Source organism: Amycolatopsis nalaikhensis (genome assembly GCF_030264295.1).
Taxonomy (GTDB): domain Bacteria; phylum Actinomycetota; class Actinomycetes; order Mycobacteriales; family Pseudonocardiaceae; genus Amycolatopsis; species Amycolatopsis nalaikhensis.
Genome location: NZ_CP127173.1, coordinates 5,301,576 through 5,321,966, shown reverse-complemented (window position 1 = coordinate 5,321,966; position 20,391 = coordinate 5,301,576). Strand labels below are relative to the sequence as shown.

The following is a 20,391-nucleotide window of genomic DNA, read 5'->3' as shown; positions in this document are numbered from 1 at the left end:
TGTTCAATGCGACTGCTGGCCTCGGGTGATGACCGGCGTCGTCAGGACGGCATCGGGCAGAGTGCGGTACGGCTGGGTGACGACCTTGACCTTGCCGACGCGACCGGCGTGGTCGCGCACGAGGAACTCCCCCGCCCGAGCCCGGCGCTCACTTTCACCACCTACCGGGTTCAGCGGCGACAGGTCCTTGGTGACGATCTCGTGGTAGCGGGCGTCCGCGGGGTCGATGCCGAGCCACGCCAGGCCGTTGCGAGCAAGACCGTTGTCACGGTGGCGGCCGAGGAACCGCACCGCGATCAGACCGCGCAGGACGTCGTCGCCGAGGTCGGCCGGGGCGTGCGAGCCGAAGGCGGCATCAGCGCCGTGTTTCCGGCCGTCGCGAACGAATTCGAGAGCGATCTGCTGTCCCTCAGGGGTTCCGGTGACGTTGTAGGCCTCATCGCAGATGAACTCGCCCCAGCGGCCGGGAGCGAAGCAGATCTCCTTGGCGATCGCGGCGATCAGCAGGTGGAAGGCGCGGCCGAACAGCTTGCGCGGCGGGATCCGCGCGGCCATCCGTTCGTTGCTCATCTCCAGCGTGCTGGGCAACGGGATTTCGTTGGTGCAGAACACGACCATGTCCGCGCCGAACAGATCGACCGGCGCCAGATCGGGGTCGAAGATCGGGCGGGTGATCGGGTCACGCCGGAGTCGTTCGAGCCGGTCTGCCAGTGCTCGCGCGGCGGGGTCACGTCCGCCGTGGCGGCGGAGCGTGTCGACAAGTCGGTTGCTGGATGCGTCCGGGTGGCCGCTGACGTCGTCGAGGCCACGGCCGAGAGCGTCCCGCTCGGCGGAGTTGGACTCCAGATCAAGCCAGGAGGCGAAGAACGTCTCGGCGATACCGGTGCTGGACTTGCCCGCGGTGCGGAAGACCCGCAGTGGATCGCAGGAGTGCCGTAGTTCGGCCGCGGCGGGCCGCTCGTCGAGGTTAGGATCGATGATGTCGACGATCTGCGCGTTCCCGGGCAGAGCGGCGGCGACAGGTGCCCATTCGCGGCTGCGGGTCCGGTCGATGACGATCACGCGGCCGTCGAGCATCAGCCGGACGACCGCGGCGACGTTCTTCAGGATCACCGACTTCCCGGCGCCGAGCTCACCGATGACCGCGATGCCACCGGAGGAGTCGTGGGTCGGGCCGTAGGTCGGATCGAGCAGGAACGGGGTGATGGCGCCGCCGTCGACGGTCAGTCCGAACAGCGCGCCGGCGGGATCGCCGAAGTCGGTTGCCGACACCGGCAGCAGCATGGCCGCGTCGGTCGCGAGGAGGTTCTGGCTGCACTCTCGCACCACCATCGGCGTCCGGCTGCCCGGCAACATCGCCTGATACAGCTGCCGCTGGCCGCCGAGCGGCCGTTCCCACCGGTATTCCCCGCCCAGGAACGCCTGTCGGAGCGCCTTGGCGCGCGCGTCGGCGTCGCGAGCCGTGGCTCCCCAGACACAAGCGATCACGCCGACTTCGAGGTCGATCTCGGTCGAGCTGGCACCGAGGCGAGCGTTCTTGTGCTGAATCTCCTCTTGTGCCGAGACCACGTCGGCCGGGACGCCCGCGCTGTCACCGGCATGCTCCTCGTCCTGACTCATCAGGTCCCGGGTCCGGCGCCGGTTAGCCGCGCGGGCGTCTTCGTTCGAGCGGGCAGTGATCCGCAGCGCGTAGTCGACGCCGAAGCCGATGTCGGCGAGCCGGGCCAGGATCTCGTGCCCGGGGAACGTGAAGGCCCGAGGCATCTCGGCCAGAACGAGATAGGCCTGGTAGCTGGCGATCGCGCCGTCATCGTGCGGGGTCACGCATTTGACGAACCGGCGGTTCAACAGCCCGAGCGGGCCCCAGCCCCGCCGGTCTTCGGCCGGATCGGTGCGGCCACCCTCGTCGAACACGCAGCTGCGCAGCATCGCCAGCCGAGCGCGTCCGCTGCCCCGCCGCACGCTGATCCCGGTGTTGTGGACCGCCGCAGTCCGTTCCAGCTGGGGTTCGTTGACTCCACGGACCGGCGCACGGCAGAGCCACCACAGCAGTTCCGCCTCCGTCGCCGGCCGGAACGGGATCGCACCACCAAGCTCCTGCGCCGCCACCCGCGCCCGCTCCCGCCCAGCCGCCACGGCGGCCGCCGACGCAGGTCGCGCCGGAAGACCAAGCTGCTCGCTCAGCGCCGCGCTCGTCGCCCGCAGCAGGGCCTGGGCCGACTCTTTCCATCCGTGCCCGGCCAGCGGTTTGGCGAGCCAGAAACTGCGGCCAAGGACGTCGAGGGTGTCGAGCTGGTCCCAGGCGTTGTGGACGGTCTCCGCCCAATGCGGGTTCGCGTCCAGGTCGATGCCCTCGAGGCAGCGCTGAACGATCGCGTGGGCCTGGACCTGCTCGCACAGCGACGCGATCATGACTTCGCTCCGCAGGGACTTCATCAGCGTCACCGTGCGGTCGTAGAGCTCCCGCAGCTGACGTCCGGTCGAGCGGGCGCTCTCGTGCGGCAGCACCCGCCACACCGCCCAGATCGAGCCGTCGACGCAGAACAGCAAGTTGCCCGCAACGTCGGTCACAGGACTGTCCATCACCGCTCCCGGCTCCGAGCGAGCATCAACTGCAGCGGCGACACCGGCTCCGGCGGTTCCTCGACCTCGTCACGCAGGTGCACGTAGAGCGCGCTTCGTATCCGCTCCGGTCGCGAAGGCCGGTACGGGCGTCGGCCGAACGTGCCGGAGGTCGGGGCGACCAGGTGCGTGCCGAAGCCGACCAGCCAGCCCAACGGTGTGCGCGACTCGATCCGTGCGCGCCGGACGAACACAGCAGACAGCGGCAGACCCCAGCGTGCCGGGCCGAGCCAGTCCAGCAGCGGCAGCTTCCAGACCGCGACCAGCAGTACTAGGAACAAAGCGCCCTGGGTGACGGTGTACGGGCCGCCGGGCAGGTAGCCGCCGTCTCGGCCGGGCAGCCGCCCGAACATCCGCGGGAACCGACGCGAGCGGGTGTAGGAGCGGCCGACCAGGACGTCGCCGCAGCTCTTCGGCGCGGTCAATGCGTGAACCAGGCGCCGAACATGCCGGCCACCCCGTCGAGGTTGAGCAGGATGCCGAGGAAGATCGCGGCGATCACGCCGTACTTGATCGCCCGGGTGAAGTTCCCGCGGGTGCCGACCAGCAACCCGATCCCGCCGACGATCGCGGCGAGCAGGATCAGCCGTCGGACGGACTGGTCACCCCAGGCCAGGTTGGTGTCGATCCAGGACTTCACGTCCGCGGCAAGCACGATCATCGGCTTTCTCCTCGCCTACCGGCCCGCCAGCAGCGGCGCCGGATCGATGCGGTTGATCTCCCACCGGCCGGCCCGCGCGACCAGGGTCAGCGCATAGTCGACCGGCGTGCTCTGCCCGGCGGCACCCCAGGCTGAAGCCCGCACCAGACCATGGACGGCGGTCCCGTCGAGCGGCCTCGCGGCTTGCCCCGGCTCGAACTTCTCGTGTGTCCGCACCTCGACTACCTGCACCGCGGCGAACGGCGGCGCCAGTTTCGGCAGCCCGAGGCTTGCCCCGGGGCTGACGAACCGGTCGAGCTGGCCTTGCCCTGCCAGGTAGGCGACCAGAAACCCCGCGACGGACTGCCCGATCGGACCAGCAGGATCGGTGACCTCGTCGTAGGCAAGTTCGACGCCGCCGAGCGTGCTGGGGCACGCGACCGGCGAGGGCAGCGAAGTGGCGGTGTAGGCGTCCCCGGTCCCAGCCATCGCGACCTGCGCGCACAGAAGGTACGCCGTGCGTTTGCCGTCCGGTCGGAGCACCAGCACGTCTGCCACCACGACGATTGACCACACACCGGGCGCCGACGACGTCGCTGCCACGACCGCGGTGTCGACCGGGACCTGCGTGCCAGCAGTTCGCTGGGGCGTCATTCCCGGCGGGTAGAAGACCTCGATCTCGGCGGAGTCGTCCCGGGTCGCCGAGAGCCAGGAGCGTACGTACATCTCCGCCCAGCCCTCGGGAGAGGCGGAGGGCGCGGGTGCGCCACCGTCCCGCAGCGGCGGCGCACCCGCTGGTTGGAGAAGCACCAGTCCAGCGATGGTCAGCAGCGGGCTGGCCAGCACGGCCAGCCACGCCGCCACCCGGCCGGCTCGGCGATTCACGCCTCGGAGCCCGGACTGGACATCCGCATCCGGCAGCACCTCGGCCAGCAGTCCTCGTCCTGGGTGGCCGCGACGACCAAGCACGACACGACCTCCTCGGTCGGTTCCGGTTTCCTGCTCGAAGGCACGTACGCCGGGCCGCGGTCTGATTCAGCTGGCCCGACGAAGCTCGTGGCCTGGGAACTCCGCTGCCGCTTCGGCCAGCTGCTCGAAGGCGCGGCGGCGGTGACGGGTGATCGTCGGCTGGCTCAGCCCGATCAGCGCGCCGATCTGGCGGTCGGTGGCCACGCCGTCGCGACCGACCGGATCACCGAAGTACCGGGTGATCAGGATGGTGGCGGATTGCTCGTCGAGCCGGTCGTGCTCGACCGCCCACGACAGCAGCTCAAGCAGTTCCTCCGAGGCGTCCATCTCCTCCGGCGGAGCGGCCAACGGCCGGCGCACCTCGTCATCGTCGATACTGACGACGTCCGCGGCAGCCTGTCCGTGATCGACACCAAAGTCCCGCTGAGCAGCTCGCTGGGTCTCCCGCACGAGGTTCGCCGCGACGTGATGCCTCCGCCGCAACGGGTAGCAGCGCGTCTGCTCCCACAGGTGTCCAATCACGGCGGCCTGGATATCGCGGATGTCTTCCGAGGCCGACACGCCTCCGCCAGTTACACCGCGTCGGGCACCGACCCGATGACCGGTCGCGCGTGCTACACGAACAACGCGAGCGACAATGCCCGGCACAGCCGGCAGCATCGCGTTCACCACCATCTCCGTTGCGGTCATGCCCTCGTCATCCGACTCCGCCGCGCGCACCAATAGGGCATACAGCACTTCGTCGTGCCGGGCGTAGTCCCGGGTGGCCAGGGCGTCAGCCAGCTCCCTGTGAGAAGAAATCGCAGCCAACGGCGGGTCCTGGGAGGACCAAGTCTGCAGAGCCTCGTCGAGCCGCATCACGACGCAGGGATGCTGGAAGTGGATCTGCAGGGTCGTCAGCGGACTATTCGCGGTGGATCGACTGGTCATGGCGCCGGCCCCTTCGCTCGGATGACAAGATCCGAGCCAGCGTCTGACCAGGCGTTCGCGCTGTTCCTGGCCCCCGAGCTTGCCCCGGCTGAGGAGCAAGTCGCGGTTCACACGGACGGGCGACGGCTCTACCTCAGCACGATAAAATCGACAGGCGCAGCTTGTCAGTGTGTCGTTCTCAACCTTGGGCTGGGCGGCCCAGCCCGAAAACGGTTTCGGGCGAGCAGACGAACTCTCGGCCGTTTTGGTCATCGCACAAAGCGGGTCACGAACGCGGTCGACGATGCCGGAGCCATAACTCCAACCGAAGCGAATACGACACTTCCGCTGGTCAACATCCACCGTTTGGCCGTCCACCTGGAAGTGCGGCCTGCGCATGAGGCGCTTGCTCGCCGGAACCTCTCGGTCGTCCGGCATCGCGATGATGACCGACTCAGCTTGTCGCCGCCACGCGATGTTTTGCTACTCGGTAGACCCGCCGGGTCTCTAGCGCGTGCCGACCTCCCGGGCCGGTCGCGTCAACCAGCTTCGTCGACGCACACGCACAAAACGACCGTGCGAGTTCCGCAGCCGACGACGAGCCCTCCTGATCGCCAGCCCGACACTTCTCACCAGCGGAGACTCGGCCGTGGTGATCGAGGTAGGCCCACGCTTCGAAGTCCCGAGCCGGCAGCCGGAACCAACTCCGTCCATCTGCGGGCAGGTAGGGTCGTACCCTGGCGCGATGTGGTTCAAGCGAGATCGTGTCAGCTTCGACGAAGCCTTCCACGCTGGCGCGCAGATGGCTACCGAGCGCGCGGCATCACTGGGGCTTAGCGATGCTGACGCCGAGCGGTTCGTCAACGAGGTGCGAGACAAGGCGCTCGACGCACACGCGCAGGTTGTTGTAGCTGCCCTGAGAAAGAATATGCCGTCGATGCTGCGGCGAAAACGTCGCCAGTATCGCCGGTTTAGGCGTTGGCTTCGTCGACACTGGGGGCCAGCCCTCGACATCTTCTACTCGATTGCGGTTAGCGCCGAGGAGATTGGCCGCAAGCTCGTCAACGACGACGCGGAGGGAACTCAAGGTGCAGGCGATCCTGTGTTTTCAGCCATAGCTGGCTTACATGCACGCGCATGCCGAACATCGCTCGAAGTCCACCGTCTACTCTCCGGCGGTTTCTCTATGGGAGCACTTGCACGATGTCGGACACTTCATGAGCTAGCCGTGGTTTCAACTATTCTGGTCGACCACGCCCGCATACCTGATTACGATAACTTAGCCGAGAAGTATCTTCGACACGATTCAATCCTCGCTTACAAGGATCTTCTTGCATATCAGACAGTCGCGAGCAACAACGGAGACGATGACCAGTTCTCGGATGAGGAAATCGCTTCAATGAAAGAGGAAAGAGATCGACTCGTTGGCCAGTACGGCCAATCATATCTTCGCGACAACGGCTGGGCCGCTAGCCTGTTCAATGACAGAGCGCCGACCTTTTCCGACCTCGAGAAGCTCGCCGAACTGGACCATCTTCGCGTCCACTATAAATGGGCAAGTCATGAAGTCCACGCAGACGCGAGCGGCTGGCGTCTCAACCAGATAGACGACGGCGACTACACCTTTATGTCCACGGGGTACACTCACGACGGAATCTCAGGGCCGGGCACAATGGCGCTCAGTTCACTGCTCACTACCACGCTCTCCCTAATCTTCTGCAGAGAGAATATTTACCCACTTGACGTCCTGTCCGCCCAGACCATCGCAGGCCTGGTCGGCGAAGCAGAGTCAGCGTTCGACCGCGGCGCCAAGTCGATCGACAAACTGAGAAAGGAAAATTAGTCCACAGAAATCCATTGAAGCAGGCCGGGTTTCACCAATCATGCAAACGCCCGACTCAACGCATGACAGTCGAGAGACTAGGGCAACCAAGGCGACGACCTCGGCAAACCGACGTCGGCCAGCCAGGCGGGGTCGACCTCGCCGGGACGGGCATCTGAGCCGCGCTCCCCCATCCGGGTTTTACCCGACGAACGGTGTTACATCGATAACATCTCCGACGACATGGTCGCTATGAGTATCGATCGACGCGACGAATCCGAGGTTGACAGGACGACCAGCGAGCCCGCGGAGCCGTCCTCATATACAGATGCACGAAGCGTCACGAACGTCATGCGAGTTTTACTTGCAGTACTTGCGCTCTACCAGCCGTGGATCACAACCATGGAGCTACTACTGGGCCCCGCAGGAAGCAGCGAACGTCGCTACCTATACGATCTCGGCGTGACCGCACGTCATCTCCGGCAAATAACTCGTGCGAGCTACTACCAGACTGCCAGTATGGTCGCGTGCTATTTCACCTTTAGCGGCGTGCTAGTAGCCGTGACACTTGGGATACCTTTCAAGACTAACGTCGTTATCGCCGCCGTCGTTGTCACGCCCTTTCTCGCACTTGCCCGTTTAGTGTGGGCCTCGCTGACGACACAGAACCGCATCCTAGCCTCAGTTGTACGCTGCGTTCGCCTGCTAATTCTCCTTCATCTCCCCGTAGCACCTGGGACAGAGCGCGGCCGACGTATCTACATCGCACCTCAGCTGACCGACGAGCGTGCTTTGCGAAATCAAGCCTATGTACGACGACGTATGCAAGGAGTTGCATGGGCGCTCACGCGCGACTCCGCCCGACTCACTGGCCGCCCAGTCGCCGCCGGCGGCACGGTTGGCGAAGTACTGCTTTGGTTCGCCGACAACCCGGCCGACAGGCGCCGTCGCAATATTGTCAGCCCCTACCTGGTAGAACTTGTCACGGCAGTCGCCGATGGCGCACCCATTCCCGAGGCACAGTTCGCACCGGCAGCGCGGTTTCGCACCCGCTCACCGCGTGCCCGAATACTCCAACAGCTTCGCTCCACCTTAAGTGGCGCCCTAGCTACGGGCGTAGTCGTCGCGGTCCTCACCGCATTGCTGAAGATCTGGTTCAGGTAGCCGCCAGAGGCCCTCGGCAATCTGAACTAAATCGCGCACGCGTACTCCGGCGTTGTCTGCGTCGATCTTGACGATCACAGTCGTCGAGAAACCTAACGCAGGTGCCGAATTCGGTCTACAACCGCAGCCGTTCATGTGCAGGACTCCAGCGATCGCCGACACATGAACTGACATTGACAGGTCGATCAACACCGCGTCCAACGGTCAAATTATTTGATTCACAGCCTCGCCGTCGTCGAACAAAAATTCAGTCCGCCCATATGCACGACGGGACCATGGCCACAAACTCAGCGTACATCCTCAATTCGAAAGATGGCATCTTCTGGATTCTCAACGGCAGACCTGATGTTATCGGCAACCTTATCGATGAGCTTTTCACCCCAGAACGGATCAGTCTGGTCATAAACGATTACACGAATGTGCCGAAGGTCAAACGGGACGTCCTCCTCATTGGACGACACGAGCACTACTGGCTTATGCAGCGCATGAGCCAGTCCGAGCTCATAGAAGACGTTCGGATTCTTGCTGGTGAGCTCTGCGACAAGCACAGTTGAATCTCTGATCCCACGCCAAATCTGATCCATAATTTTACCAGTGGCGAAGATATCAGCGTCCGCACGTATCGGCACGAGCCCAGCCTGAGTAATTGCGGGCTTAAAAATCGAATCGTAGTAGCTCCCGAGCGCACCCGAGAATGGCTGCATTACGAAGCAGCTCGCACCTGTCGCAGACTTTGGCCTGCCTGATATCGACTGCTTCGCACGACCGCCAGCGCCTCCGCCCACTTCTGTCCGACCAACGTCCAGCACGCGAGCTTGCGGACCCGTTTGATCGAGAAGACCTGCATATTTCAACGATTCATGAAATATCTGCTGAAATTCCGGAACTTTGTCTGCCGGTATTTTGAAGCGGTCTTTCAAGGCGTTCGCGTAGTACGGCTCGTCAGGAAGGGCTTCGCCACGAAAGTAGTTGTATACACCAGAGAAGTCTGGTGCATCGAGGATGGCCTCACGAAGTGCCGATTGACGATCAGCCTCGGACTGAGGGGAGATTACACTGCGCGCCCGATCCGTAAGCGAGACGGTTCCGCTGTCGGAGACCAGAAATCCGTATTTTTGGCCAGAACTGATCTCTACACTCCACGGACCATTCAGTCCCGTGCCACCAGCGAACCGCACCGCTTCATCGCGCGTCGCAGGCTTGCCTGCGTTTTGTTCAATTAGCGCCCGAGGAATCCGCAAAGCCTTCTCAAGCGAGTGCCGGGGGTACTTGGGTGCAGGGCCTCGGGTCGCAGCGCCGGATCCCTTCTTCGCAGGCTTCTTGGCCGACGCCTTCCTGCGAGAAGGCTTCATGGTCCGCGCTTTCGTCGCAGAAGTTCAGGCAGTCGGCGTCGAGTCGCTCGAGGGCCGCGCTGCGTCTGCGGTAGCGGACGGCTCGCCTGCCGACTCCGCCGTCGTTTCAGTCGTGTCTGTCATCACCGCTCTCCTGCCGCCAGTTGACTACTCTGAGAAGATACCGCAATCAGGGCGGCGTCCGTGAACACGAAAGGCTGATACCAGCGCCACTGAAACACCGTCTCCTTGGGCACTAGCACGCCGAAGCTGCAGGTGACAAACACCAAGTGGCTGTTTGATCCCGCAGCCATCAAGGCTGGAAAGGGCAGATTGTTTGATCGTCACGGAACGGCATAGGATGACCGAATCTTGGACTCAATGCCGCGTCGTGCGCTCGGCTACGACGTGCCTCCTCACAGCTCGATTCGCAGATCTGGCCAACCTCGACGTCAGTGTGGGGTTAGTCGCGGCTGACCCGATCCTTGTTACGCGTTCAGCTACTTTCCGCAGACGGACTCTCGTGCCGCGACGTGGTCTCTTGTCGCGACGTGGACACACCTGCCGTCGCACCGTGCCGACGGGGTCAATATCACTAAATGCCGCTCTACTCCTCGGTATTGCATACCCGGCAGGTGCGGAGGCGACGCCATACATCCTGAGGACGCAGCGACCTCGACCGGACCGCGACACGCCAGCGCGGCAGCACGCGACGTCCATAGTTGTGCATAAAACTGTACCCAGAGTGAGCGACCGACTCTCTTAGTTATCGAAGCGCTCATGAGCGGTCACCGCGTCGATGCCGCTCAACATCGACTACTCCGACAACTGCAGCTCAGAGGCCTTTTCGAGCCGTTGGGTTCTAGTTGGAGCCCGCCCTAGCGGCACATCAGTGTCACGACGGAGGACCCGAGTAGACGACTGCCCTCGCGGACGACGTCATCGCGTCCGTCGCCTCGAAGCGCCCGGAGCTGTTGACCTGCCGGTCCTGTTCGGTCCTCCACTTTCGGAGAATCCTCCGGCCGTAGTTATGTGTTCCGACCGCTCGATCCAGGTCGGCGCCAGTCGGCGTGCGGCCGCGAGCTCGCTCGCCGACGTAGTATTCCCACATCCGCTGCTCAGCCGTTCGCCCGCAGTCCTCCATGCTCGACGCCGAGATCATGACTGGCTGATCCGACATCGAAGTCTCGCCGTCGGCCTCTGTCTCGAGAGCTCGACCGGACGTCTCACCACCAGCGCCGGCGGTCTCGGAGCCAGTCTCGCGAGACCGCCGCTTCAACGCTCCGTTCAACAGCTCGACCGCCAGCAGCAAGACCAGCGGAGGACACGCCGCCACCGTGACCTGCAACAAGCTCAACGCTGGCGCCGAGCAGATGTTCGCAACCAACGACAGACAGATACCGAACACGAACGCCAACCATGCCGCCCATCGACCCGATGGGCGGCCGCTGCGATGCGTCTTCCACAACTCGACCGTTGCAATCGTCAGCAAGCCGTCGACCAGCAATGGCCAGATTGAGGCGGTCACGCCGTCCGCACCGAACCGGAGCGCGAACTCACGTCCGTGACGGTACGAGGCATACGCTGCTCCAAGGGCGACCAAACCGGTGCAGATGCACTGGATGGACAGAGCAAGGTCCTGAGCAAACCACTCCATGAGTCGCCTCACAGCCGCACCGCCACGTCAACCTGTTCGGGGTAGCCGCCAGGTTCTCGGTGAATCAGTCGCCGAAGGTGGCCTGGACAAGGCGACACGGCCCGGCATTTGCGAGCCCGAGGGGAGCCCGAGAGCGCACGGACACGACGACAGACAGCGTCATGGGCCGACACCACTGCCACCCCACGACCGAGGAAAACGCCCTTGCCCGGCATCACTCGACACCTTCCGAAACCTCAAGATCACCACTCTTAACCAGCGGGTTCGGGGTTCGAGTCCCTGATGGCGCACCCCCACTCCCCAGGCTGAAGATCTCTTCAGCCTGGGGTTTTGTGGTTTCCGGAAGACTTTCTTCCGCTTGTGCACTGTCCACTGTGGTCTCCCGCGAGCCCGGGAGCGCAAGCCGGGTGCAACGCCTTCCGCGGGATGGCCCCGGCCGGCTTCACCGCGTCGGCAGCCAACTCTCAACGCCAACGTGGCCGCTCCGTGCCGGAGACCGTGCAGGGTGATCAGGACGGTGTCCGGGTCGAGGGAGACGATGCGCTGGTAGTGGCGCCGTCCACCGGTAGCGATCGCTGGTCAAGGACCTTGCCTCTCCTAGCTGCGTGACCTGGAACGGGGACGCACGAGCAGGAACAAGTTGATGCCTGCCACCAGCATCAGTCCTGCGAGTGTCAGCCAGAAGCCCCATCCGGTGCTCACCACTTCATCCGCTCTCCCCACCACGTCGATACCTCGGGTCGAGGGGAGGTAGATCAGAAATCGCGCGGTGTCCTCAGCCACCGAAACCAGCTGGCCGACCAGCGTGAACTCGGTGATCACCACCAGCACGGCCGCCACCGACGCGACCACCGCCGTGACGACCGCACGCAGGCGCCGAACCCGGATGAGCGCGGTCAGCAGACCCAGCCCCATGATGGCCACCGTCGCGATGCCGAACCCTCTCACCGCGGGCCGCGGCGACACCTCGTCCGCCATGCCGGCGTTCCCCCCGGGAGACAGTTCGAACGCCCCGCTGGACTGGTAGCCGGGATCACCGCCGACGACCAGATCGACACCCGTCACCGACACGCTGACGGACCCAGCGCCGTCCGGATTGCCCGCGGGCGCCGAACACGACGCCGTGGCCACGGGCAAGACCAAGAACAGCAACAGCAACAGCAACAAGCCGGCGGGCCCCGCATACACCTGAACCCGCTTGACCTCGTCGGACGGCTCTTCCGCCACAGCCAGGTATCCCCTCTCCCTCGGCGCTCGCTCAGCCAGGCGCGGTGAATGCCTTGTCCAGCACGCCTTGCCCACGCATCCGGCGTATCACTTCCGTGCCGACCTTCTTGACGCGGTCGCACGCGTGGTCGGCCGTGGCCGGAGGTCGATCACCGGAAACGACCTCGATGACGGTTCCCCGTTCTGCGGGGAACGCCATGCCGCAGGCCGGAATGGTGTTGCTCTTCTGCAGGAAGACCGCCACGCCATCGATTACTGCTTCTCCGGCCGGTAACGGATAGGCTTGGCTGAAATTGACCAGGACCTGTGGATCCCAGTTGATGTAGACCCCCACCGAGAATGTCTCGGCGGGCCACATGCAGCTGCGGACCACCTCTCCCTTGTGCAACAGCCCAGGGTGCAGCCCGTACGGCGCGGTCGAGGATTCCGGCAGAAACGAACAGGGATCGGCTTCCCGCAGGCTCGCCGGCCGCAGTGGTTCGGCGCTTGCCGGAGCTGCTTGCTCGTTCCCGGAATTATCGCAGCTGCTCAGCAGAGCGGCAGCGATCAGCGTTACCACGGCCGTTGTCCATTTCATTGCTCCAGCGTAGAGATGCGGTATGCGCGAAAGCGGTGAATGGACACAACCGGCCACACCGGAAATCAACGCAGCCGCCGCAGCGCTTCCAGTCCCAGCGTCTTGTTGAGCCCGGCTCCGCCCGCGATGTCCTTGGCGGTGTCCAAGCCCTCGTCGTCGACCGCCAGGTCCGCCATTCCCGGTACCTGCAGCCCGACGTCGACAACGCTGCTGGCGACCTCCGCGGCTCTCTCGACTCCCGTGGCCGCCGGGGCGAGCTCCGCCAGCTCCCACACCGCGCGCCCGGCCGGGATGAGCCCGACGGCGTCGCCGCCGAGGCCGATCCAGGCGTTCGGGTCGTCATAGCTCTCGGTGGCGATCATGTCGACGCCGTGGGCCGCCAGGGCCGTCGCCCCCGCCAGCAGCGCCACCGGCGCCGCGAACGGCGCCAGCACCGGGATCAGCGCGAGCCCGCCGGCGACCGCGGACACCGCGCCCGCGATGTCGCCGACCTGGCCCAGCGTGGTGTCGGTGTCCGGCGCGGCCGGTGGCGCGTGCATTCCCTGCGTCTGGGCGGCCACCAGGGCCTGCAGCTGCGCGGCGACCTGCCGGGCGAACTCCTGCTGTTTGGCCTGCCCGGCCGCGCCGTACATCGGGTTGCCCAGCTGCAAGTAGGCCGGCAGATTCGCGTTGACCGCCTGGACGATCGCGTTCTTCACGCTCGTCAACGCCTGCGCGTAGCGGTCGGCCATCGCCGCCTGCTGCTCGGCGCCCTGACGCTGGCTTTCGAGCGTCACGGCTCCCTCGCCGATGTTCTGCCCCATCGCCTGCCCGGCCTGATCGCGCCACGCTTGCTGCGCGGCCTGGCGCTGGTCGGACAGCTCGGTGCCGGCCAGGTTCGCTGTCTCACCGGCCTTGCGCCAGTCGTCGGCGAGGTCGGCTACCTGGTCCTCGTCGTCCGGGGGCCAGGGGTTCGCGATCGCCTTGACGGCGGTCCACAGCTCGTTGGCGGGTTCCGCGACGGCCATCAGCGGCCGCCGAGCGCTTCGCCGCCGCTGGCGTCCGCGGCCCGGTAGTCACCCGCCGAGCCGTGTCCGGACGCGGCGGTGTCCCGGATCCCGCGGGCGATCCGCGCGGCGGCGTCACCGAGGGCTTCCGCGCCGGGCCGGAAACTAGCCAGGAAGGCAGCGCCCATCGGTCCCTGACCCAGCCCGCCCGTGCCGGCCGCGGTCGCGTTGCTCCACCCCGTGTGGAACGCGGTACCGGTCTGCTCGAGTCCAGTCATAGCGTTGGTGACGCCGTCCACGTCCATGTCGGCACCGTCGGTCATGGTGCGGTCCTCCTGTTCAGAGTTCGAGCTGGCGCACGGTCAGTTCGAACGCGCGCGCGTCGGCCGCTTCCCGCGCGGCGCGGTGGGTTTCGGCGATCGCATCGGCGAGGCGGCGCGAGTCGGGGTCGCGGTAGATCCGCGGGTCGAGCACGAGCTCCAGCAGGTCACCGCGGGCGTCGACGGTCACGGAAATCAGGCCGTCGGATGAGAAAGCGGTTTCCCGGACGGCCGCGAGCTCCCGTTGGATGCCGCGGATCTCCCCGGCCAGTTGTTCGAACCGCACGGGCTCGTAGGTCAGGACCATCCGCTGGGTTTCCACCGCGCCTCCCCGGGTTCGTGCGTCTACGGGGAGTCTGCCGGTCCGACAGGGGCACGACGGCGGGCTGGCCGCTTCCGGCCACGGGCGTTCAGCGGGTGCAGGTGGCGCCGCGAATGGCCTTCGGCAGGCTTTCGTAGACCCCGCGCGCGGTGGCGGCGCGGACGAGGAAGCAGTAACGCCGCCCGGGCTCGACGGGAACGGTGAGGCTGAGCTGCCGCCCGGCGGGGAAAACCCGCGCCTGATCTCCTTCGGCGGCAACGACGACCGCGTAGTCCATGGGCGCCGAGCTCCGCCAGGTGAGTTCGACGCTGTCGCTGGAGTCCCGCGGCGGCAGCAGTTCGAGCGCGGTGGCCGGCGCGGCAACCGGCGAGGAGGGCGGCGGGGCGGCGGGTTGGGTTTCGGGGGGTTGCGCCATCTCGACGGACCCATTGCCGAGCACGACGATCAGCCCACCGACAACGGCCGCGGTGGCGAGAGTGGCCCCGCCGGCGACGAGGATCTTGCGGCGGCTGCGGCCTTTTCCGGGTTTGCCGCCGCGGAAGTCGAACGAGGCCACGGGAACGCGGGCGGGTGCGGGAATCTGCGGCGCGCGCGGCGACGCGGCGGCGCTCGGGGGCAGCGCGGCGACGACGGGGCTCGGCGGCGTGGCGTACTCGGTGGGCACGCGCGGCGGTCCTGCCGGCGCCGGCGGTGCGGAGGCCAGCCCGGACACCGGCGCGACCATCCCGTACCCGCCGCCCGGCATCGCGGCGGACGCCGGTCCCGAAGCGAAGTCGTCGAAGCCCGGCGGTACCGAACCCACCGTCGCCAGCCGCCGGGCCACGTCCGCCGCGTCCGTCAGCCGATGGGCCGGGTCCGCCGCCAGCAACCGGCCGATCGTCGTGGACAGGGCCACCGGGACGTCCTCGCGGTGGATCGCCGGCACCGGCTCGCGCAGCACCCGCAGCACCCGCTCGCCCTGCCGCTCCCCCAGCTTGCCCGGATGCGGCGAACTGCCCGTCAGCGCGAAGTGCACCACCGCGCCCAAGCCGCACAAATCGTTCGCCTCGTCGAGCACCTCCGTGCGCGCGGCCTCGGGCGCGCGGAACTCGATGGCGTGCAGCGGATCGCGCGGGAACGTGTGCCGCAGCACCAGGCCACCGTCGGCCAGGACCGGCTCACCCGAGGCGCGGAACAGCACGTTGTGCGGGCTCACCCCGCCGTGGACGACGCCCGCCGCGTGCATCCCGGCCAGCGCCGTGGCCAGCGTCCGCCCCAGGACGACCGCGTCCGCCGCGGACAACGGGCCGCCTTGGGCGACCAGCCCGGCCAGCGACTGCGGGCACTGCTCGCGGCGCAGCACCTGGCTGCCGTCCAGCCGCGTCTCGACCGCGTCGATCGCCAGCACGGACGGGACGTGCCGCAGCGCGGCCTGCTCACGTTCGAACGCCGCCTTGGTGCGCTTGTCGAACTTCGAAGGCAGCGGCCGGTAGGCGAAGGGCACTCGCGACGAACCCCCCGGGTACGTGTCTCCGGCCGTCGTTCCCGTCATGACCCCCGCCTGTCCGCAACCTGCCGCCACACCCTCCGCGTGGCCCCGCCGATCCATAGTAGGTCCGCCCGCGCCCGTCCGCGGGTGCTCGCGGCAGCTACCTGCCGCGAGCCGAACCGAGGAAGGCCACCATGACCACGACCGGCCTGGTCCGCGTGACTGTCGCGACGCCACACCGCCGCATCGACCTCGCGCTGCCCGAACGAGCGCCGCTCGCCGAGCTGCTGCCGGGCCTGCTCCGCCACGCCGGCGCGGCCGACGAGCCGCCCGGCGGGTGGCTGCTGCGCCGCGGCGACGGCGGCCGGCTCGACCCCGCCCGCACGGCCGCCGCGCAGCGCGTGGGCGACGGCGAGGTCCTGCACCTCGCGCCGGCCCACGTCGACTGGCCCGAGCTGGAGTACGACGACCTGGCCGACGTGATCGCCGACGGGTCGGCCCGTCTCGGCGGCACCTGGCAGGCCCGCCACACCCGGGCGGCGGGCCTGGCGGCCGGCTCGCTCGCGGCGCTGCTGGCCCTGGCCGTGCTCGGCACCGCGGGTCCGTCCTGGACTCCTCCGGCGGTCGGGGCACTGCTCGCGGCGATCGCGCTGGTGGCGGGCGGGACGGCCCTCGCCCGGGCGTTCGGGGACAGCGGGGCCGGCACGGTGCTGGCGGTGACGGCGTGGCCGTTCGCCTTCGTGGGGGGCGCCCTCCTGCTCGCGGCCGGCAAGCCGCTGGGCGCGCCCCAGCTGCTCGCCGGGTGCGGGGCGGTGCTGGTCGCCGCCGTCGCCGGGCTGGTGGGCGTGGCCGACCGGGCAGCCGTCTTCACGGCCGCGGCGGTCGCCGGGCTGGCCGGGACGCTCGGGGCGTGGCTCGCCACGGCCCGTGTCGTGCCCGGGCCGCAGGCCGCGGCGATCGTCGCGGCCGCGGCCCTGGTCGGTTCGCCGGCTTTGCCCGCGCTGGCCGTCCGGCTGGGCAGGCTGCCGCTGCCGGTGCTTCCGCGCGGCACGGCCGACCTGCTGCGCGACACCCCGCACCCGGCGCGGCGCGCGGTCTACGCGTCCGTCGTGCGCGCCGACGGTTTCCTCACCGGATTCCTCTGGGCGATCGCCGTGGCCGCCGTGCCGGCGCTGCTGTGGTGGGCCGGTCACGGCGGTACCGCGGGCCTGGTCTTCACGGCGGTGCTGACCGCCGGGTTCCTGCTGCGGGCGCGGCTGCACCCGATCGTGCGGCACCGCCTGCCGCTGCTGCTGGCCGGTGCGACGGGCTTGGCCGGCCTCGCCTTGCTCGGCGGCGGGCCCCCGTGGACGATCACCGCGGTGTGCGCGGCCGCCGCGGTCGCCGCGGTACCCGCCGGCCTGCGCTACGCGGCGAAGACGCCGACGCCCTACCTCGCGCGGTGGGGCGAGGTCGTCGAAGTGCTCGTCGTCGTGGCCGTGGTCCCGCTGCTGTGCTGGGTGCTCGGCCTCTACGCCGTGCTGCGCGGGCTGGCGGGCTGACGTGGCTTCCCCTCGCGACCAGCTGCACGCGCACCAGTTCCTCGTCCAGCGCACCGTTTCCGCGCTGACCGCCCGCGAAACCGACCCGGAGCGGCCGCGGTTCCGGCGGCCGGCCACCGCGGCGTTCGCCGGGATCGGGCTGTCCCTGGTCCTGCTCGCCGGGTTCGGCGTCTTCGGGCTCCTCGTCCCGGGCGGCAACACGTCCTGGCGGGCCGGCGACGCCGTCATCGTCGAAAAGGAGACCGGGACGCGGTTCGTCTACCTCGCCGGCCGCCTGCACCCGGCGGCGAACTACACGTCGGCGGTGCTCGCCGCGGGTAGCGCGAAAACCGTTCAGGTGTCCCGGAACTCGCTCGACGGCGTCCCACGCGGACCGGTGATCGGCATCGCCGACGCGCCCGACGCCCTTCCCGCGGCCGATCACCTGCTCGGGCCGGAGTGGTCCCTGTGCTCGCGGCCCGAGACCGGCACCGACGGCAGCGCGGTGAGCCGTTCGGTGCTGCTCGCCGGACGCGTGCCGCCGGGCGGAACGCCGCTGGGCGACCGTGCGCTGCTGGCCGAGTCCGCGGACACCGGCGAGCGATACGTGGTGGCAGGCGGCTTCCGGCACCGGATCGCGGCGGCCGACGCGGTGACGGTCGGGCTGGCGTTGCGCTCGGCGTCCCCGGTTCGGGTGAGCCCGGCGGCCGGCGATCTGCTGCCAGCCGGAGCGGCGATCGCGCCGATCCCCGTGCCGGACGCGGGGAAGCCGTCGACGGCGGTGCCCCGACGGCCGCAGCTGCGCGCGGGTCAGCTGCTGGCCGTCCGGACGAGCGGCGCGACGGAGTACTACCTGGCGGAAGCCGAGCGCCTGCGCCCGATCACCCCGGTGCAGTACGACATCCAGCGCGCCTACCCGCCGACCGCGGCCGCTTATCCGGACGCCCAGCCGGACGCCGTTTCGCTGAGTCCGCTCGATCTGGCGGAGGCCCGCCAGGCCCCGGCGCCGCCACGGCAGCCGGGCGACGTTCCGGCGCAGCTGCCCGGATTCGCCACGGGTGCCGTGGTGTGCCTCGGCTTCACCCCGGACGCGGAAGCGCCTTCGGTCCTGATCGATCCCGCACTCGACCCACCGGACCCGATGACCGCGACGCCCGGCCGCACCGCGGCGGGCACGGTCCTGGCCGACCGCGTGGTGGTGCCCCCGGGCACGGCGGCGCTGGTGGAGGCGATGCCGAGCCGGACGGCGCCGGCGGGAACGCTCGCCTTGGTGACGGACGCGGGACGGGCATACCCGGTGGCGAGCCGGCGGACCCTCGAGGTACTGGGATACGGCGCGGTGACCCCGGTACGGATCCCGGCGGCGTTGCTCGCCCGGGTGCCGCAGGGGCCGGGCCTGGCGGAGAACTCGGCCCTGAGCCGCTGACCGGCGGCCGTTCTGCCGCGGCTGGTCGTGAGTGTTCAGGGCGGTTCTAACCGCCCTGAACACTCACGACAAACCTGCGGCAGACGCCAAAAAGCGGCACTTTCACGGGAAAGTGCCGCTTCTGGGGTCTGGTCGGGTCAGGCGCGGTCGGAGCGCAGCACGGACGGCGGCGGTGCGACCTCCCACAGCTCGTCGTCGAGGCGGGGCGCGCCGGGTGACCAGCGGGGCTCCTCCGCCGGAACCGCGCGATGGTCACCGCGCGCCCGGCCGCCGAGTCGCTCGGGTACTCCCGGTGGCTGCCGCCGGGCCGGGCCGCGACCGGTGAACGGGTGCTCCGCGCGGCCCGGTCCCGGGCGCTGGCCCGATCCCGTGAGCGCGCCCGACATCGGGGGCATCATGCCCGGGAAGCCGCCCGAGGCCGGACGCGCGGACGTCGCCTGGGCCGGCCCGGAGACAGTCGGTTCGACGGGGGCGGCCGCCGTTGCCGGGGTGACCGCCGTCGCCCGGGGCGCCGCCACCTGCGGGATCGCTGCCGCGCCCGGCAGGCGGACGGAGCCGGCCAGTCCGGCGAGGCCGCCCAGTGCCGTGCCCGGCACCGCGGACGCTCCCGCCGCCGACGGCAGTGTCGACGCGACCGGAGTCACCGAGGGTGGCACCGGCGGGGCGACGCTCTCCAGCCCCGCCAACGTCGGTGCGACCGGCGACGGCAAGTCCGGCACCCGCGGCGCTTCGGGAGCCGGGACCGCGCCGGGATCGGCACCACCGGACTCGGCACCGCCCGCGGCAGCCGCGCCACCGGAAGCGCCCCCGGCGTCAGCCGAAGCACCGCCTCCACCACCAGCTCCGGATGCAGCACCGCCACCATCCGCGCCACTCGAAGCACCCCCAGCATCAGCCGAAGCACGGCTCGAGGCGCTCTGGCTACCACCGCTCGCGCCGTTTTCGCCCGCCGCCGCGCGCAGCCGCTGGGCCGCCGCGACGTACAGCCGGCCCAGCTCGTCCATCTTCGCGCCGGCCGCTTCCTGCAGCTGCTTCACCTGCGATTCCGTCGGCGCACCGCTCGCCTGCGCGGCCGCGGCCTGGATCCGCCGCGCCTGCTCGAGACACTGCGCGACGTACTGCGCCACCATCGGCACCGCTTGGGCGGCCGCGTCGAGCGCCGTCCACGGGGCCGCCGCGGCGATCCGCTGCGCGTGCGTGCGCAAGGACGTCGTGCCGTCGGTGGTCCGGCGGACGAAGCTCTTGCCGGCGTCGTCCTGCCACGCGCCGGAGATCCGGTTCGCGTGCTCGGTCAGCTGCCCTTCCGCGGTCTCCAGGGCGGCCCGCGCGGCCTGCCACTTGCGGCCGATCTCGCCGAACGCGCCGATGTTGCCCTGCTCCACCTGCACCATCGCGAGCTGCTGCTCCAGCGGCAGCGATCCGTACCCCATG

General features: G+C 68.5%; 18 protein-coding genes. 3 read left to right on the top strand and 15 right to left on the bottom strand.

All coding sequences use genetic code 11. The features are described from left to right. Positions 1-3: 3 nt before the first annotated feature. The 5 genes from QP939_RS26300 to QP939_RS26280 form a co-directional block, all read right to left on the bottom strand. Entirely contained in the window at positions 4-2,412 is a 2,409-nt protein-coding gene (locus QP939_RS26300) for an ATP-binding protein (RefSeq protein WP_285459566.1), read from the bottom strand. A gap of 170 nt (positions 2,413-2,582) precedes the next feature. After that, entirely contained in the window at positions 2,583-3,047 is a 465-nt protein-coding gene (locus QP939_RS26295) for a hypothetical protein (RefSeq protein ID WP_285459564.1), read from the bottom strand. Beyond that, entirely contained in the window at positions 3,044-3,283 is a 240-nt protein-coding gene (locus QP939_RS26290; RefSeq protein WP_285459563.1) for a hypothetical protein, read from the bottom strand. Before QP939_RS26290 ends, QP939_RS26295 begins: the two co-directional genes overlap by 4 nt. Positions 3,284-3,298: 15 nt before the next feature. Next, positions 3,299-4,126, bottom strand: a complete 828-nt coding sequence (locus QP939_RS26285; protein ID WP_285459561.1) for a conjugal transfer protein — start codon at positions 4,124-4,126, stop codon at positions 3,299-3,301. A 171-nt stretch (positions 4,127-4,297) separates the two neighbouring features. Then, positions 4,298-5,578 carry a sigma-70 RNA polymerase sigma factor region 4 domain-containing protein gene (locus QP939_RS26280; protein WP_285459559.1) on the bottom strand — a complete coding sequence of 427 codons (1,281 nt, stop codon included), beginning with the start codon at positions 5,576-5,578 and terminating at the stop codon, positions 4,298-4,300. 307 nt (positions 5,579-5,885) lie between these two features. Between QP939_RS26280 and QP939_RS26275 the strand changes: the two genes are divergently transcribed. After that, on the top strand, positions 5,886-6,983 hold the full coding sequence (locus tag QP939_RS26275; protein WP_285459558.1) for a DUF5677 domain-containing protein: 1,098 nt from the start codon (positions 5,886-5,888) through the stop codon (positions 6,981-6,983). A gap of 1,083 nt (positions 6,984-8,066) precedes the next feature. Here QP939_RS26275 and QP939_RS26270 read toward each other — a convergent pair. The 9 genes from QP939_RS26270 to QP939_RS26230 all read right to left on the bottom strand — a co-directional run bounded on the left by QP939_RS26270 (position 8,067) and on the right by QP939_RS26230 (position 16,077). Continuing rightward, entirely contained in the window at positions 8,067-8,327 is a 261-nt protein-coding gene (locus QP939_RS26270) for a hypothetical protein (protein ID WP_285459556.1), read from the bottom strand. A gap of 86 nt (positions 8,328-8,413) precedes the next feature. Beyond that, a complete protein-coding gene (locus QP939_RS26265; RefSeq protein WP_285459554.1) occupies positions 8,414-9,478 on the bottom strand; it encodes a TIR domain-containing protein in 1,065 nt (354 codons plus the stop codon). 874 nt (positions 9,479-10,352) lie between these two features. Then, positions 10,353-11,114, bottom strand: a complete 762-nt coding sequence (locus QP939_RS26260) for a DUF2637 domain-containing protein (RefSeq protein ID WP_285459553.1) — start codon at positions 11,112-11,114, stop codon at positions 10,353-10,355. A 597-nt stretch (positions 11,115-11,711) separates the two neighbouring features. Next, positions 11,712-12,341 carry a hypothetical protein gene (locus tag QP939_RS26255; RefSeq protein ID WP_285459552.1) on the bottom strand — a complete coding sequence of 210 codons (630 nt, stop codon included), beginning with the start codon at positions 12,339-12,341 and terminating at the stop codon, positions 11,712-11,714. Positions 12,342-12,372: 31 nt separating this feature from the next. Then, a complete protein-coding gene (locus tag QP939_RS26250) occupies positions 12,373-12,918 on the bottom strand; it encodes a DUF3558 family protein (protein ID WP_285459551.1) in 546 nt (181 codons plus the stop codon). 65 nt (positions 12,919-12,983) lie between these two features. Further along, entirely contained in the window at positions 12,984-13,925 is a 942-nt protein-coding gene (locus QP939_RS26245; RefSeq protein WP_285459549.1) for a WXG100-like domain-containing protein, read from the bottom strand. Then, positions 13,925-14,227, bottom strand: a complete 303-nt coding sequence (locus QP939_RS26240) for a hypothetical protein (protein WP_285459547.1) — start codon at positions 14,225-14,227, stop codon at positions 13,925-13,927. The genes QP939_RS26245 and QP939_RS26240 overlap by 1 nt, the downstream gene beginning before the upstream one ends. Before the next feature lie 16 nt (positions 14,228-14,243). Then, on the bottom strand, positions 14,244-14,546 hold the full coding sequence (locus tag QP939_RS26235; RefSeq protein WP_285459546.1) for a YbaB/EbfC family nucleoid-associated protein: 303 nt from the start codon (positions 14,544-14,546) through the stop codon (positions 14,244-14,246). 88 nt (positions 14,547-14,634) lie between these two features. Further along, entirely contained in the window at positions 14,635-16,077 is a 1,443-nt protein-coding gene (locus tag QP939_RS26230; RefSeq protein ID WP_285459544.1) for a serine/threonine protein kinase, read from the bottom strand. A 131-nt stretch (positions 16,078-16,208) separates the two neighbouring features. On the opposite strand from QP939_RS26230, the gene eccD reads away from it, so the two are divergent. Next, entirely contained in the window at positions 16,209-17,555 is a 1,347-nt protein-coding gene (gene eccD, locus QP939_RS26225; protein WP_285459543.1) for a type VII secretion integral membrane protein EccD, read from the top strand. A 1-nt stretch (position 17,556) separates the two neighbouring features. Further along, positions 17,557-18,960, top strand: coding sequence for a type VII secretion protein EccB (gene eccB, locus QP939_RS26220; RefSeq protein ID WP_285459541.1), 1,404 nt, complete (start codon positions 17,557-17,559; stop codon positions 18,958-18,960). A gap of 137 nt (positions 18,961-19,097) precedes the next feature. On the opposite strand, the gene QP939_RS26215 is transcribed toward eccB, so the two are convergent. Continuing rightward, entirely contained in the window at positions 19,098-20,390 is a 1,293-nt protein-coding gene (locus tag QP939_RS26215) for a hypothetical protein (protein WP_285459540.1), read from the bottom strand. Position 20,391 lies beyond the last annotated feature (1 nt).